Source organism: Georgenia halophila, assembly GCF_039541595.1.
The window spans coordinates 1-14,864 of sequence record NZ_BAABGN010000001.1; the positions used below are offsets into that span (position 1 = coordinate 1).

Here is a 14,864-nt window from a genome sequence, read left to right on the forward strand (position 1 = left end):
CTCGCCCTGGCAGCGCGGATCGAACGAGAACACCAACGGACTGCTGCGCCAGTACTTCCCCAAGGGCACCGACCTATCAATCTACGGGCCAGAGGACCTCGAGCATGTGGCCCAGGAACTCAACGGCCGACCACGCAAAACGCTCGGCTGGGAAACCCTAGCCGAGCGTCTGCGTGATCTACTGACAACCACTTAGATCATCAGGTGTTGCGAGGACCCGTAGAACCCGCCCCTGGTGCGGGGCCCGTGCCGTCTGCTGCGCCGTGCTGCGCCGTTCTCGCCGTCTCCCGGCGCTCAGCGGCGGACCGGGGCGCCCCGGCTCAGCTTGTCTCGGAGTTGCGCGGTGAGGTCTCGGCGACCATGGCGACGGCGTTCGTCAGGTCACCGGTCACCAGGAACGAGATCCGCCGGGCCACGGAGACGCCGTGGTCGCCGAACCGCTCGAGGTAGCGGCCCAGGAGGACGACGTCGACGATCTGCTGGCGCGTGAGGTCCTCGTCCTCGTCCAGCACCACCTGGAACGACTGCTCGTGCAGCCGGTCGAGCACCTCGTCGTCGGACTCGATGCTGGCGGCCAGCGCGAGGTCGTTCGTCCGCAGGAGCTCGACCACCTGCGTGCCGACCTTCGAGGCCTGGCGGGCCATGTCGAGCAGAATGTCGTACGACCGTCCCTGGGCGGCGGCCACCTCGGGGTAGCGGCCACGGGCGACGTCCGCCACGTGCCGGGCGAGGTCGCCCATGCGCTCGAGCGTGGCCGACAGGCGCAGGGCGGTGACGACGACGCGCAGGTCCGTGGCCACCGGCTGCTGCCTGGCCAGCAGCGACACTGCCTGCTCGTCGATGCGCTGCTCGATCTCGTCGATGCTCTCGTCGGCGTCGATGACCTGCTCGGCGAGGGTGAGGTCCGCCTTCTCGAGCGCCGTCGTCGCCTTGTCGATGGCGCTCGACATGTGCTCGGCCATGCTGACCAGGTCCAGGCCCAGCTGTTCTATCTCTTGCTTGAAGATCTCTCGCATCGCGGCTCCTTGTGCGGTCGTGACGTCCGCTGCTGCCGGCCGGGTGCTGCACACCACGCCGCGAGCGGTACTCCTGTGCCAACCGTAGCCAAGTGGGCACCCATGTACGAACGGTGGCGCCCCGGTGAACGGCGCATGACGGGGCCGCGTGGGGTCGGTGAACGCCTGGTCAGCCGCCTACGCTGCAGGCATGGAGCCCTGGCAGATCGTCAGCATCGTGCTGCTGGCCCTGCTCGTCGTCGGCGCCGGGGTGATCGCCTTTCTCGTCAGCGAGCGGGAGCGACGCGTCCCGGAACCGGGTGACGGAGACGGCCGCGACGACGTCGTCTCGGTCCTGTCCGTGCTGCCGCAGGCCGTCGTCGTCCTGGACCCCGACGACGAGGTGCAGCGGGCGAGCGCCGCCGCCTACTCCTTCGGCCTGGTCCGCGACGACGTCCTCGCCCACACCGAGATCCGCGACATGGTCGCCGGGTTGCGGCGCGACGGCGAGATCCGGGACGCGGAGATGTCGTTGGCGCGCGGACCGGTGGAGGGCACGGGGACCTGGCGGATGGACGTCAGGGTGGCGCCGCTGCGCCACGGCCGTGTGCTCGTCCTCGCCGAGGACCGCACCGAGGCCCGGCGCCTGGAGGAGATGCGGCGCGACTTCACCGCCAACGTCTCCCACGAGCTCAAGACCCCGGTCGGTGCCCTGTCGCTGCTCGCCGAGACCATCGCCGAGGCGGCCGACGAGCCGGACACGGTGCGCCACTTCGCCGAGCAGATGCACAAGGAGTCCGGCCGGCTCGGTGCGCTGGTCCAGGAGCTCATCGAGCTGTCCCGCCTTCAGCGCCCGGACGCCCTCGTCGATCCCGAGCTCATCGACGTCGACGACGTCGTCGCCGAGGCCGTGGACCGCGTGAAGGTCGAGGCGTCGGCGCGCAAGGTCACCCTCGTGCGCGGCGGCACGTCCGGGCTGAACGTCTACGGCGACTCGGCACTGCTGACCACTGCGGTGCGCAACCTGCTCGACAACGCGGTGCGCTACTCGCGCCCGTCCGCGCGGGTCTCGGTCGGCGTCTCCTGCCACGACGCGCTGGTGCGGATCGCCGTCGTCGATCAGGGCACCGGCATCGCGCCCGAACAGCGGGGGCGCGTGTTCGAGCGGTTCTACCGCGGCGACGAGGCCCGCTCCCGCGAGACCGGCGGGTCGGGGCTGGGACTGAGCATCGTCAAGCACATCGTCAACGACCACGGCGGCCGGGTCGAGCTGTGGTCGACCTCCGGCAAGGGGTCGACCTTCACGATCGTGCTTCCCCAGGCGTACCCGCCGGACGCGCCTCAGGAGGGCGCGCCTCAGGAGGCTGACCGGCCGGCGGACGCTCACGGCGACGACACGCAAGACCAGGCCCGGCGCACCCCGCGCAGCGGCCGCACCGAGATGGAGGACACCCACCGATGACGACGATCCTTCTTGTGGAGGACGAGGCCTCGTACCGGGAGCCGCTGACCTTCAAGCTGGAACGCGACGGCTACGACGTCGTGGCGGTGGCCGACGGCCACGACGCGCTCACCGCGTACGACCGGGGCGGCGTCGACATCGTCCTCCTCGACCTCATGCTGCCGCGGCTGTCCGGCACGGAGGTGTGCCGCCAGCTCCGCCAGCGCGGCAACGTCCCGGTCATCATGCTCACCGCCAAGGACAGCGAGATCGACAAGGTCGTCGGCCTGGAGATCGGCGCGGACGACTACCTCACGAAGCCGTACTCCTACCGCGAGCTGGTCGCACGGGTGCACGCGGTGCTACGTCGGGGCGGTGCGCAGGACGACCTCTCGGAGCCGTCGGTCCTGTCCGTCGGGCGGGTCAGGATGGACGTCGACCGGCACGAGCTGATGGTCGACGACGAGCTCGTCGCCATGCCGCTGCGAGAGTTCGAGCTGCTCGAGCTCTTCCTGCGCAACCCGGACCGGGTGCTGACCAGGGGCCAGCTCATCGACCGGATCTGGGGCTCGAACTACGTCGGCGACACCAAGACGCTCGACGTCCACGTCAAGCGCGTGCGCGCGAAGATCGAGGAGGACCCGGCGCGGCCCAGCATGCTGCAGACGGTCCGCGGCCTCGGCTACAAGCTGGTCAGCCCCGAGAGCTGACCGGTCACCCTCAACCCTGCGTGGGCTCCGGCGTCCAGGTCCCGCCGGACTCGACCGCGTCGAGATAGCGGTCGTAGGGCGGGAGGGTGCCGTCCAGGACGGGCACGTCGACGGCGAGCTCACCGGCCGAGCCGGTGGACACGACGGACGTCAGGGTGGCGCCGGGAGCGACGGCGACCTCCTCGAGGGTGAGGCCGGCACCGGTGAAGTTGACCTCACCCTCCGGCTCGACCGTTACCGGGATCGGCGCGGCCTCCTCACCCAGGGTCAGGGAGACCTCGACCTCCTCGGAGGTGTGGTTCACCACGGCACCGAGCACGTACCCGGTCTCCCCGGCACCCTCGGTGAGGACCAAGAGGTTCTCCACCGACACCTCGTCGCTGATCGGCACCCGGATCCCGTCGCTGGGGGCGTAGGCCTGGGCGGTGGTGATCGGGTTCGCGAACGAGCAGCCGCCGACCAGCGTCGCGACGGCGGCGGCGCCCAGCGCGGCGAGGCGAGTGCGAGGGGTGGTGCGGACCACGAAACTTCTCCTTCTACGGTGCGGGCCTGCCGCGTCGACTCTCCCGGGGCTGCCGGCTCGGGCGTCCCCCGTGGAGGTTACCCGAGAGGTGCCCCTGCGACCCACCGACCGGTCCGGGGTGCCGCGGCCGGTGGCCGGGGCAGCGCAGGAGCCGCGGAATCACGCCACTTTTCCGTGATAGACTGGAGTCCTTCACGACCGAGGAGCACAACACAATGACCTTCGCTGTCGGCGAGACCGTCGTCTACCCCCACCACGGGGCCGCGCTGATCGAGGACATCTCCACCCGCGTCATTCGCGGCGAGGAGAAGATCTACCTCCATCTCCGGGTCGCCCAGGGTGATCTCACGATCCAGGTTCCCGCCGAGAACGTCGATCTCGTCGGCGTCCGCGACGTGGTCGGCAAGGAAGGGCTCGAGAAGGTCTTCGACGTGCTGCGTGCGCCCTACACCGAGGAGCCGACCAACTGGTCCCGCCGGTACAAGGCGAACGTCGAGAAGATCGCCTCCGGCGACGTGATCAAGGTCGCCGAGGTCGTGCGCGACCTCTCCCGCCGCGACACCGACCGCGGCCTCTCCGCCGGTGAGAAGCGCATGCTCGCCAAGGCCCGCCAGATCCTCGTCTCCGAGCTCGCGCTCGCGGAGAAGACCGAGGAGGAGAAGGCCGAGGCCATCCTCGACGACGTCCTCGCGTCCTGACCCGGTCCGCTCTCGCGTCCTGACCCGTCTCGCGGCCGATCGATGACCTCGGCCGCCGTCCTGACGTCTGCCGGCTCCGGCACGCGGCTCGGGCTGGACGTCCCGAAGGGCCTCGTCGAGCTCGCCGGCGAGACGCTCGTCGTCCGCGCCGCCCGGGGCCTCGCCGACGCCGCCTGCCTGAGCAGCGTCGTCGTCACCGTCCCCGCCGCGACGCTCGACGCCTTCACGGCACAGTTCCCGGGCGGCGTCGTGCCCGGACGTGCCGTACCCGTCCGCGTGGTCCCCGGTGGGACGACCCGGCAGGCCTCCGTCGCCGCCGGGCTGGCCGCCCTCGATGACGACGTGGACGTCGTCCTCGTCCACGACGCCGCACGCTGCCTCACCCCGCCCGCGCTGACGGCCGCCGTCGAGGCCGCCGTGCGGTCGGGTCGGCGCGCCGTCGTCCCGGCACTGCCGGTGACGGACACGGTCAAACACGTCGGTCCCCGCGGCGATCAGGAGCCCGACGGCGCCGAGCCGGTCCTCGCCACCGTCGACCGTGGCGACCTGCGCGCCGTCCAGACGCCCCAGGGCTTCGACCGCGCCCTGCTCGACGCCGCCCACCGGGCCGGTGCGCACCGCGGCGCCGCCGAGGGCTCCGCGGTCTCGGACGACGCCGGCCTCGTCGAGGCGCTCGGCGAGCCGGTGTGGGTGGTCCCCGGCGACGAGCGAGCCCTGAAGATCACCACGCCGCGCGATCTCGCCGTCGCCGAGGTCCTGCTGCGTGAGCGGTCGCTACGGTGAACGCCATGCGGCTACGGACGGGGATCGGCACGGACGTGCACGCGTTCGCCGCGGCGGGATCGGACCGGCCCATGCGGCTCGCCTGCCTGGACTGGCCCGGCGAGACCGGCCTGGCGGGGCACTCCGACGGCGACGTCGCCGCGCACGCCGCCTGCGACGCCCTGCTGTCCGCCGCGGGCCTGGGCGACCTCGGCACCCAGTTCGGCACGTCCGACCCCGCGTGGGCCGGCGCGTCCGGCGCCGCGCTCCTCGGCGAGACGGCCCGACGCCTGCGGCACGCCGGATGGCAGATCGGCAACGTCGCCGTCCAGGTGATCGGCAACCGTCCCCGCGTCGGAGCCCGTCGCAGCGAGGCCGAGGAGGCCATGAGCGACGCGCTCGCGGCACCGGTCTCGGTTTCCGCGACGACGACGGACGGGCTGGGCCTCACCGGACGGGGGGAGGGCGTGGCCGCCCTCGCCACGGCCCTCGTCCTGCCCGCGGCGGACTGACCGCCTCAGCGCCTGACGGCCACCTTCAGCGGCAGGAACACGGCCAGCCCGAGCGCCAGCGTCACGACGATCCCCAGCATGCCCATGCGGGCACCGCCGAGTGCGGTGAAGACGCCGATGAGGAACGGCGAGAGAAAGCTGACCGCCCGCCCCGCCGTCGCGTAGAGCCCGAAGGTCTCGTTGACGTCCTGGGGCGGGACGATCCGGGTCAGCAGCGTCCGGGACGCCGACTGCACGGCACCGACCAGCGACGCGATCGCGAGGCCGAAGACCCAGAAGACGGCCGTGGGATCGAAGGCGATGATGACGAGCCCGAAGACGATCATCGCGGTGAGCGTGCCGACGATGATGGGGCGCGGACCGACACGGTCGTCGAGGCGTCCGAACACCCACGTGCCGCCGGCGGCGACGACGTTGGCGGCGATGCCGAAGATCGCCACGTCCACGGTGTCCATGCCGTAGGAGCTGGCCGCGATGACCCCCGCGAACGAGAAGATCGAGCTGAGCCCGTCGCGGTAGACGGCGGCCGCGAGCAGGAAGTGCAGCAGCGAACGCTCCGAGCGCCACATGCGCGCGATCCGCTTACCGATCTCCTTGTAGGTGGCGAGGGGCCGGAACGGCTCGTGCACCCGCGCCTCCTCGGGGACCTCGGTGGGCCCCCACACCATGATCGGCAGCGAGAACAGCAGGAACCATCCCGCGCACAGCAGAGCCACGGCCCGGGCGTTGGTGGCATCCTCGGTCGGCACCCCGAGCATGCCGCCGTTCAGGATCAGGCCGAACAGCGCGATGACGAGGGCGATGACGCCACCGACGTAGCCCAGCGCCCACGCCGTCCCCGAGATCCGTCCGACCGTGGTCGGCGTCGAGATCTGGTGCAGCATGCCGTTGTAGAAGACGCCCGCGACCTCGGCTATCACCGACGCGAGGGCGATCAGGGTGACGCCCAGGACGAGGTAGATGTGCTCCGGCCGGACGAACCACATCGCGGCCATGGTCACGACGACCGCCAGCGTGGAGACCGTCAGCAGCAGCCGCCGGTTGCGCACCCGGTCGGCCCAGGCGCCCATCAGCGGAGCCACCAGGGCCACGAGGACCCCGGCGATGGTCTGCGCGTTGGCGTAGAACTGCTGCCCGGTCTCGGGGTCGGCGGCGACGGTCCCGGTGACGTACACCGAGAAGACGAAGGACAGGATGACCGTGTTGAACGCGTTGGAGCCGAAGTCCCACAGGCTCCACGCGGCCACCGTGCGGCGCGGCGCGGGGGCGTTCGGCATGCCGGCCGCTGGTGGGGAGCCATCGGCGCCCGGCGGCGCCGCGGGTGGCCTCGGCGCCGCTCCCGGGTCCGGACCTGATCCCTTTGTCACACGGGAACCGTAACGGCTGCGAGTGACCGTCCGGTGGCGGAACCGTGCCGGTGCGCGCAGGTAGCCTGGGCTGGTGAGCCTCAGCCTGTACGACTCCGCCACACGGTCGGTGCGCCCCTTCGAACCCCTCGATCCGGGCAAGGTGGGCATCTACCTGTGTGGCGCGACCGTCCAGGGCGCCCCGCACGTCGGGCACATGCGCGCCGCCATCGCGTTCGACGTGCTGGTGCGGTGGTTGCGCCGTCGGGGCATGGACGTCACGCTCATCCGCAACGTCACCGACATCGACGACAAGATCCTCACCAAGTCCGCCGAGGCCGGCGCGCCGTGGTGGGCGTGGGCGTACCGCTTCGAGCAGGAGTTCACGGCGGCCTACGACGCGCTCGGCATCGCCCGACCCACCTACGAGCCGCGCGCCACGGGCCACGTCACCGAGATGGTCGAGCTGATCGAACGGCTCGTCGAGCGCGGTCACGCCTACACCGGCGACGAGGGCAACGTGTACTTCGGCGTGCGGTCCCTGCCGGAGTACGGCTCGCTGACGCACCAGGCCCTGGAGAACCTCGCGGGCGAGGACGAGGCCGACGGCGCGGCGCCCACCGACAAGCAGGACGTCCACGATTTCGCGCTGTGGAAGGCCGCGAAGCCGGGAGAGCCGGCGACGGCGTCCTGGCCGACACGGTTCGGACGCGGCCGTCCCGGGTGGCACCTCGAGTGCTCCGCGATGGCGCGACGCTACCTCGGCGAGACCTTCGACATCCACGGCGGCGGCATCGACCTGCGCTTCCCGCACCACGAGAACGAGCAGGCGCAGTCCCACGCCGCCGGCTTCGGCTTCGCCCGGTACTGGGTGCACAACGCGTGGGTGACCACCGGCGGGGAGAAGATGAGCAAGTCGCTCGGGAACTCCCTCGTGGTGACCAACGTCCTCGAGGCCGTCCCGGCGCCCGTGCTGCGCTACGCCCTGGGCACCGTGCACTACCGTTCCACGGTCGAATTCTCGGACGTCACCGTCGCCGAGGCCGCCGGGTCCTGGGGACGCTTCTCCGGGTTCCTGGAACGCGCTGTCGGGCGGGTCGGCGAGGTGCCGGCGGACGAGGTCGCCTCCGCCGGTCCCGGCACCCTGCCGTCCGGGTTCGTGACCGCGATGGACGACGACCTGAACATCTCCGCCGCGCTCGCCGTCGTGCACGAGCAGCTTCGTACCGGCAACTCCGCGCTGACCGCTGGCGACGACGCCGCCGTGCGCGGCGCGCAGCTGCAGGTACGTGCGATGCTCGACGTGCTGGGTCTCGACCCGCTGGCCGAGCCCTGGCGAGACACCGGCCCGGACTCGGGGGAGCACGAGGCGCTGGACGCCCTCGTATCGGCGGTCCTCGCCGAACGTGACGGCGCCCGCGCCGCGAAGGACTGGGCTCGCGCCGATGAGCTGCGGGACCGGCTCGCCGCGGCCGGCGTCGTCGTCGAGGACTCCTCGGACGGCGCCCGCTGGCAGCTGAAGGGAGCACGCTGATGGCAGGAAACTCGAAGCGTCGTGGCGCCGTGCGCAAGCCGGGGTCGAAGAAGGGCCAGACCGTCGGGTCGGGCGGTCAGCGCCGCCGCGGCCTCACCGGCCGCGGACCGACGCCGAAGGCCGAGGAGCGCCCGTACCACCCGGCCGCCAAGCGCAAGGCGGCGGCCGAGAAGGAGTCGAAGGGTGACGAGCAGGCGCGGCCCGGCAAGGGCCAGGTCCGGCAGCCGCGTGGGAACGTCGTGGGTGCGCAGCGGGCCGCCAAGGTCCGCGGCGCCGTCGGGATCGACCCAGAGAGCGAGATCATCGCCGGCCGCAACCCGGTGACGGAGGCGGTCCGCTCCGGCGTGCCGTTGCGGCGGGTGCTGCTCTCGGGTGGGAAGGCCACCGACGAGCGCGTGGCCGAGGTGGTGCGCACCGCCACCGCGCTCGGCACGCCGCTGCTCGAGGTCTCGCGCACGGACCTGGACCACCTCACCGAGGGTGCCGTGCACCAGGGGGTCGCCATCGAGGTGCCGCCCTACGACTACCGCGACGTCCAGGACCTGCTCGCCGCCGCCGAGCGGGCGAACCACCCGGCCCTGGTGGTCGCTCTCGACGGCGTGACCGACCCGCACAACCTCGGCGCGGTGCTGCGCAGCGCCGGCGCGTTCGGCGCGGACGGTGTGCTCGTGCCCGAGCGCCGCTCCGCGGGCGTCAACGCGACGGCGTGGAAGGTCTCCGCCGGTGCTGCGGCCCGGGTGCCGGTCGCCCGCGCGACGAACCTCGTCCGGGCGCTGGAGGAGCTGAAGTCGGCCGGCTGCTTCGTCGTCGGGCTCGACGGCGACGGCTCGGTCGGCGTGGGTGACGTGGAGGTCGCCACGGAGCCGGTGGTGCTGGTCACCGGCTCCGAGGGCAAGGGCCTGTCCCGCCTCGTCAAGGAGCACTGCGACATCGTGGCCCGCATCCCGATCGCCCGGTCGGTGGAGTCGCTCAACGCCGCCGTGGCCACCGGCATCGCGCTCTACGAGATCGACCGCCGCCGCACCGGCTGATGCCGGCGCCGCCGGACGACGCCGTGATCGCCGGCGGGCCAGCGCCTGGCTGGTGCGGACAGCTACCACACGCCCGGGGGTCCACCGCGCGGTCGAGCTCCTTGCGGGAGAGCGCGCCTCAGATGTCGACGGTGGGCATCTCGACGGAGTCGCGGTCGAGGAACGAGCGCTCGTCCGGGCGGTGCCGCAGCACGTTCTCGACGTAGGAGGCCACGGCCTCGGACATGGGGACGTCCCGCGCCTGCTGCTGGGAGACGAACCACCGGTGCTCGAGCACCTCGTGGAAGATCTCCGCGGGCTCGAGCTTGCGGCGCAGGTCGCGCGGGACCGCCCGCACGGTCGGGTTGAACACCTCGTCCAGCCAGTCGTGCGCGACGATCACCGGGTCGTCGTTCTGCCGATCCGTCTCCGCCCGGTAGGAGTCAAGATCGTTGAGCATCCGCCGGGCCTGGTTCTCCTGCACGTCCAGACCGGTCAGGCGCATGATCTGACGGTGGTAGTGGCCGGCGTCGACCACCTTCGGCTCGATGGACACGGTGGTGCCGCCGACGTCCGTGGTGATGGTCAGCTCACCGACGTCGAACCCGAGGTCGTTGAGCCGGTTGATCCGTGAGGTGACGCGCCACCGCTCGGCGGTGTCGAAGGACTCCTCCTGGGTGAGCTCGGCCCACAGCGACTCGTAGCGCTCGACGATCTGGTTGCCGACCTCGATGACGTCGACGTCCTCGTCGAGCACCTCACCGGCCTGGAGGTCCATGAGCTCGCCGATGATGTTCGTCCGGGCGAGGTCGACGTCGTAGCTGCGCTGCCCGACCGTCAGCTGCGGGTGCAGCTCGCCCGTCTCGGCGTCGACGAGGTACGCGGCGAAGGCGCCGGCGTCTCTGCGGAACAGCGTGTTCGACAGAGAGACGTCGCCCCAGTAGAAGCCGAGCAGGTGCAGGCGAACGAGCAGCACGCTCAGCGCGTCGATGAGGCGGCCGGCGGTCTCGGGCCGCATGTACTGGCTGAACAGCGCGCGGTAGGGGAGGGAGTACTGCAGGTGCTCGGTGACGAGCACGGAGTTCAGCTCCTCACCGGTGGGGCTGCTACGACCGGTGATGACGGCGATCGGCTGGACGGAGGGCGCGTCGAGCCGGCCGAGCGCGCGGAGCTGCTCGTACTCGTGGTACGCGACACTCTCGCCGATCTCCTTCACGGCGATGATCCGGCCCGAGAGCCGGACGAAGCGCACCACGTGCCGGGAGATGCCGCGGGGTAGGGCGGCGAGGACGTCGGGCGGCCACTCCTCGAGCGGAACCTCCCAGGGAAGGTCGAGCAGCGCAGGGTCGACCGTCGCGGCCGTGATCTGCAGCTGCTGGGCCATGCGTTCTCCTGGCGTGCTCGCGCCCGGCTCTGGAAAAGCCAGGGGCGGGTCCGCTCGGACCCGCCCCTGGATTGTCGCAGTTCGCGACGAAGGACCTACACCGGCAGGCGCTGGCTGGTCGCGCTCGAGAACACGTGCTGCTCGCCCTGCTTGATCTGGACGTGGATGGTGTCGCCCTTCATGGGCGTGTCACGCGGGTCGCAGCGCACGATGATCTGGCTGGAGTCCTCGCCGGAGCCCAGGTGCTCGGCGAGCTCCTTGTCGCCGGCGAGAGAGCCGTAGACGAAGGCGTCCGAGCCGAGCTCCTCGACGAGGTTGACGCTCACCGGGATGCCGCCCTGACCCTCGGGCACCTGGTCCAGGGCCTCCGGGCGGAACCCGAGGATGATCCTGCCCTCGTCCTCCGGCGTGATCGCGTCGAGCGTGGTGCGGGTGAGCGGCACGCGCGCCGAGCCGAGCACGGCCTGGCCGTCCTGGACGTTGAAGTCGCCGAGGTTCATGGCCGGCGAGCCGATGAAGCCGGCGACGAACACGTTCGCGGGCGTGTCGTACATGTCGCGCGGGGAGCCGATCTGCTGCAGGACGCCGTCCTTGAGGACCGCGATGCGGTCACCCATTGTCAGGGCCTCCGTCTGGTCGTGCGTGACGTAGACGGTGGTGACGCCCAGGCGCCGCTGCAGCGAGGCGATCTGGGTACGGGTCTGCACACGCAGCTTGGCGTCGAGGTTCGACAGCGGCTCGTCCATGAGGAAGACCTGCGGCTGACGGACGATCGCGCGGCCCATGGCCACACGCTGACGCTGACCGCCGGAGAGCGCCTTCGGCTTCCGGCTGAGGTACTCGCTGAGGTCGAGGATCTTCGCTGCTTCCTCGACGCGCTGGCGGATCTCCGCCTTCGGCTTGCCCGCGATCTTCAGGGCGAAGCCCATGTTGTCGGCGACCGACATGTGCGGGTACAACGCGTAGTTCTGGAAGACCATGGCGATGTCACGGTCCTTGGGCTGGACGTCGGTGACGTCGCGGTCCCCGATGAAGATTCGGCCGGAGTTGACGTCCTCCAGGCCCGCGAGCATCCGCAGCGAGGTGGACTTCCCGCAGCCGGAGGGGCCGACGAGAACCAGGAACTCGCCGTCGGCGACCTCGAGGTCGAGGGCGTCGACCGCCGGGCGCTCGGTGCCCGGGTAGGTCCTGGTGGCGTGGTCAAAAGTGACGGAGGCCATGGTGGTGCACATCCCTTCACCGGCAGGTACGTGCCGGACGATCCGTTGTGAAAGGTGTCAGCTCGTGTCCGCTCTGACACAGCTGCTGTCGTGAGCATCACGGCTCACGACAGCTGCCGGGGCCATCTTGTCACACCTCGGGTGACGAGCGGGAATCCTGCTCGTGGCCGGCAGGTGACCGCGAGGCTTCCAGCAGCTCGACGAGCCGGAGGAGCACGGCCGAGGCCTCGTCCGGATCGGTCACCCGGTAGGCGGCCGCGGTCGGGCCCTCGCCTACCTTGATCGTCAGGTCGTGGGCCGTGGCGTCGAGGACGACGAAGGCGTCCTCGTCCGTGGTGTCGTCACCGATGTAGAGGGCGGCGTCGACGTCGAGGCTCTGCCGCAGCTGCACCATGGCGTCGCCCTTGGTCACCTCGAGCACCGCCATCTCGACGACCTGCTTGCCGACGAGGACGTGGACCCCGTCACGGGCGGCCGGACCTGCGAGGACCCGTTCGGTCAGCGCCTCGGCCGCGGCCGGGTCCGCGGGCCTGGTGTGCAGGACGACGGCGGCGGGCTTGGCATGCACCCAGGCGCCGTCGACGCCGTCGGCCAGGGCCTCCGTCTCGCGCAGCAGCTCGGCCTTCAGGCCGGCCTGGGACTCGCTGAGCTCGACCCCGTCGGACTCGAGGCCGGCGCCGCCACCGGGGGTGGTGACGACCCGGCCCCACTGGGCGCCGTGCGAGCCGACCACCCGGCTACCGGTCGGCAGGCCGGCGAGGGCGGCCAGGTCCTCGGCGTCGCGGCCCGAGACGAGGACCACCTCGACGTCCGGCAGCGCGCTCAGGCGGGCGACGGCGTCGGCCGACGCGGGGAGCATCCGCGATGTCGTGGGGTCCACGACGATGGGGGCGAGCACGCCGTCGAAGTCCAGCCCGACCAGCAGTCGGCCACGGGCGGCGAAGGCCTCCAGGGCCTCGTCGAGGTCCGGTCGCAGGCGGGCGCTGAACAACGGTGCGTCGACACCCGGGCCGGGGACTCCACCGTCGACCCGGCCGCGAGCTCCGGCGTCGACCTGGCCGGGCTCTGCGGCGGAGCGGTCCGCGTCGGTGGGCTGGGGGCCGGTGGCACTGTGGCTCATGAGCTCTCCTGCTGCGTGGTGCCTGACTCGTCCGGCCTCTCGGGGCCGGCGTCCGTGGTGGGCGGGACCGACATGGCGAGGTAGCCGAGGAAGTCGTCGGCCCACCGCTGGACGTCGTGCTCGAGGACCCGACGGCGCAGGCCGCGCATCCGGCGCCTGGCCTCCTTCGGTTCCATCCCGACGGCCCGCATGATCGTGGCCTTGGTGCCGTCGATGTCGTGCGGGTTGATCGTCAGGGCGTGGGTGAGCTCGTCCGCGGCGCCCGTGAACTCGGAGAGCACGAGCGCCCCGCCGAGGTCCCAGCGGGCGGCGACGTACTCCTTGGCGACGAGGTTCATCCCGTCGCGCAGGGAGGTCACCAGCATGACGTCCGCGGCCAGGAACAGCGCGGCCATCTCCTCCATCGGGTACGAGTGGTGGAGGTAGTGCACGGCGGCCCGGCCGAGCGTGCCGTAGTCGCCGTTGATCCGCCCGACGGTCACCTCGACCTCGTCGCGCAGCTGCCGGTACTGGTCGACGCGCTCGCGTGACGGGCTGGCGACCTGGACCATGCTGGCCTCCGGGACGCGCAGCTGACCGTCCTCGAGCAGCTCGCCGAAGGCCTTGAGGCGGTGCCGGATGCCCTTGGTGTAGTCGAGCCGGTCGACGCCGAGCAGCAGCACGTCCGGGTTGCCCACCTCGGAGCGGATCTCCTTGGCCCGCTCGAGGACCTCGGGCTTGCGGGCCAGCTGGTCGAAGGACTCGGAGTCGATCGAGATGGGGAACGCCTGGGCGCGCACCGTGCGGTCCGGCCGCGACCACCGCCCGGGGATCGTCACCTGCGGCCCGCGGACCTGCAGGTCGGTCAACCGCCGCACGGCGCGCAGGAAGTTCGCGGCGTCCCCGGGCCGCTGGAAGCCGACCAGGTCCGCGCCGAGCAGCCCGTCGATCACCTGCTGGCGCCAGGGCAGCTGGGTGAAGATCTCGACCGGTGGGAACGGGATGTGGTTGAAGAACCCGATCCGCACGTCGGGACGCAGCAGCCGCAGCACCGACGGGACCAGCTGCAGCTGGTAGTCGTGCACCCACACGGTGCCACCGGGCGCGACGGCCTCCGCGGCGGCGGCGGCGAAGCGGCGGTTGACCGCGGCGTAGGAGTTCCACCAGGTGCGGTGGAACTCCGGCGGCACTATCACGTCGTGGTACAGCGGCCACAGGGTCGCGTTCGAGAATCCCTCGTAGTAGCGGGCGACCTCGTCCGCCCGCAGGGTCACCGGCCACAGCTTCATGCCCTCGCCCTCGAACGGGGGGTGCTCGAAGTCGACCTGCCCGGACCACCCCACCCATGCGCCGTCGTTCTTGCGCATGATGGGTGCGAGTGCGGTGACGAGACCGCCGGGGGAACGCTCCCAGCTCAGCGAACCCTCCTCGTCGACGGAGATGTCGACGGGAAGGCGGTTGGCGACGACGACGAAATCATGTTCTCCGGCCGGCACGGTTGCACTCAGCTCCTTCTGCTCTTTCCTCCACGGTACTGGGACCGGGCGGAGTCGCACTCGGCGAGAGGGCGTCCCCGGCGCAGATCACACCTGCAGCGGGGCGCACCCGCCCCGGCGCCGCGGGCGGCTCG

At 71.5% G+C, this 14,864-nt stretch carries 15 protein-coding genes; 8 read left to right on the forward strand and 7 right to left on the reverse strand.

Annotation, left to right across the window (positions count from 1 at the left end; genetic code table 11):
* A partial coding sequence (locus ABD907_RS00005; RefSeq protein ID WP_425555633.1) for a transposase occupies positions 1–196 on the forward strand: 196 nt, incomplete at its 5' end.
* 124 nt (positions 197–320) lie between these two features.
* Here the strand turns inward: ABD907_RS00005 and phoU are convergent.
* Positions 321–1,016 (reverse strand): phosphate signaling complex protein PhoU, encoded by a 696-nt coding sequence (gene phoU / locus ABD907_RS00010; RefSeq protein ID WP_345214432.1) that lies wholly within the window; start codon positions 1,014–1,016, stop codon positions 321–323.
* A 190-nt stretch (positions 1,017–1,206) separates the two neighbouring features.
* Here phoU and ABD907_RS00015 point away from each other — a divergent pair, with 190 nt between their 5' ends.
* Positions 1,207–2,457: a sensor histidine kinase gene (locus ABD907_RS00015; RefSeq protein WP_345214433.1), complete on the forward strand. Its 1,251-nt coding sequence runs from the start codon at positions 1,207–1,209 to the stop codon at positions 2,455–2,457.
* Complete coding sequence (locus tag ABD907_RS00020; RefSeq protein ID WP_345214434.1) at positions 2,454–3,146, forward strand: response regulator transcription factor; 693 nt, start codon at positions 2,454–2,456, stop codon at positions 3,144–3,146. Before ABD907_RS00015 ends, ABD907_RS00020 begins: the two co-directional genes overlap by 4 nt.
* Before the next feature lie 10 nt (positions 3,147–3,156).
* Here ABD907_RS00020 and ABD907_RS00025 read toward each other — a convergent pair whose 3' ends face one another.
* Positions 3,157–3,669 (reverse strand): hypothetical protein, encoded by a 513-nt coding sequence (locus ABD907_RS00025; protein ID WP_345214435.1) that lies wholly within the window; start codon positions 3,667–3,669, stop codon positions 3,157–3,159.
* A gap of 215 nt (positions 3,670–3,884) precedes the next feature.
* Here ABD907_RS00025 and ABD907_RS00030 point away from each other — a divergent pair, with 215 nt between their 5' ends.
* Genes ABD907_RS00030 through ispF form a run of 3 tightly spaced genes read left to right on the forward strand, consistent with a single transcriptional unit; the run spans position 3,885 to position 5,641 of the window.
* The gene (locus tag ABD907_RS00030; protein WP_345214436.1) at positions 3,885–4,367 is read left to right on the forward strand and encodes a CarD family transcriptional regulator; all 483 of its coding nucleotides are present in this window, start codon (positions 3,885–3,887) and stop codon (positions 4,365–4,367) included.
* Between the two features lie 42 nt (positions 4,368–4,409).
* Entirely contained in the window at positions 4,410–5,150 is a 741-nt protein-coding gene (gene ispD, locus ABD907_RS00035) for a 2-C-methyl-D-erythritol 4-phosphate cytidylyltransferase (RefSeq protein ID WP_345214437.1), read from the forward strand.
* A gap of 5 nt (positions 5,151–5,155) precedes the next feature.
* Positions 5,156–5,641, forward strand: a complete 486-nt coding sequence (ispF, locus tag ABD907_RS00040; RefSeq protein ID WP_345214438.1) for a 2-C-methyl-D-erythritol 2,4-cyclodiphosphate synthase — start codon at positions 5,156–5,158, stop codon at positions 5,639–5,641.
* A gap of 5 nt (positions 5,642–5,646) precedes the next feature.
* Here ispF and ABD907_RS00045 read toward each other — a convergent pair whose 3' ends face one another.
* Entirely contained in the window at positions 5,647–7,008 is a 1,362-nt protein-coding gene (locus ABD907_RS00045) for an MFS transporter (protein ID WP_345214439.1), read from the reverse strand.
* Between the two features lie 73 nt (positions 7,009–7,081).
* Here ABD907_RS00045 and cysS point away from each other — a divergent pair, with 73 nt between their 5' ends.
* Entirely contained in the window at positions 7,082–8,521 is a 1,440-nt protein-coding gene (gene cysS / locus ABD907_RS00050; protein WP_345214440.1) for a cysteine--tRNA ligase, read from the forward strand.
* A complete protein-coding gene (rlmB, locus tag ABD907_RS00055) occupies positions 8,521–9,552 on the forward strand; it encodes a 23S rRNA (guanosine(2251)-2'-O)-methyltransferase RlmB (protein ID WP_345214441.1) in 1,032 nt (343 codons plus the stop codon). Before cysS ends, rlmB begins: the two co-directional genes overlap by 1 nt.
* A gap of 118 nt (positions 9,553–9,670) precedes the next feature.
* Here rlmB and ABD907_RS00060 read toward each other — a convergent pair whose 3' ends face one another.
* The 4 genes from ABD907_RS00060 to ABD907_RS00075 all read right to left on the reverse strand — a co-directional run bounded on the left by ABD907_RS00060 (position 9,671) and on the right by ABD907_RS00075 (position 14,730).
* Complete coding sequence (locus ABD907_RS00060; RefSeq protein ID WP_345214442.1) at positions 9,671–10,915, reverse strand: DUF4032 domain-containing protein; 1,245 nt, start codon at positions 10,913–10,915, stop codon at positions 9,671–9,673.
* A 95-nt stretch (positions 10,916–11,010) separates the two neighbouring features.
* The gene (locus ABD907_RS00065; protein WP_345214754.1) at positions 11,011–12,135 is read right to left on the reverse strand and encodes an ABC transporter ATP-binding protein; all 1,125 of its coding nucleotides are present in this window, start codon (positions 12,133–12,135) and stop codon (positions 11,011–11,013) included.
* A 130-nt stretch (positions 12,136–12,265) separates the two neighbouring features.
* The gene (otsB, locus tag ABD907_RS00070) at positions 12,266–13,255 is read right to left on the reverse strand and encodes a trehalose-phosphatase (protein ID WP_345214443.1); all 990 of its coding nucleotides are present in this window, start codon (positions 13,253–13,255) and stop codon (positions 12,266–12,268) included.
* Positions 13,252–14,730 carry an alpha,alpha-trehalose-phosphate synthase (UDP-forming) gene (locus ABD907_RS00075; protein WP_345214444.1) on the reverse strand — a complete coding sequence of 493 codons (1,479 nt, stop codon included), beginning with the start codon at positions 14,728–14,730 and terminating at the stop codon, positions 13,252–13,254. The genes otsB and ABD907_RS00075 overlap by 4 nt, the downstream gene beginning before the upstream one ends.
* Positions 14,731–14,864 lie beyond the last annotated feature (134 nt).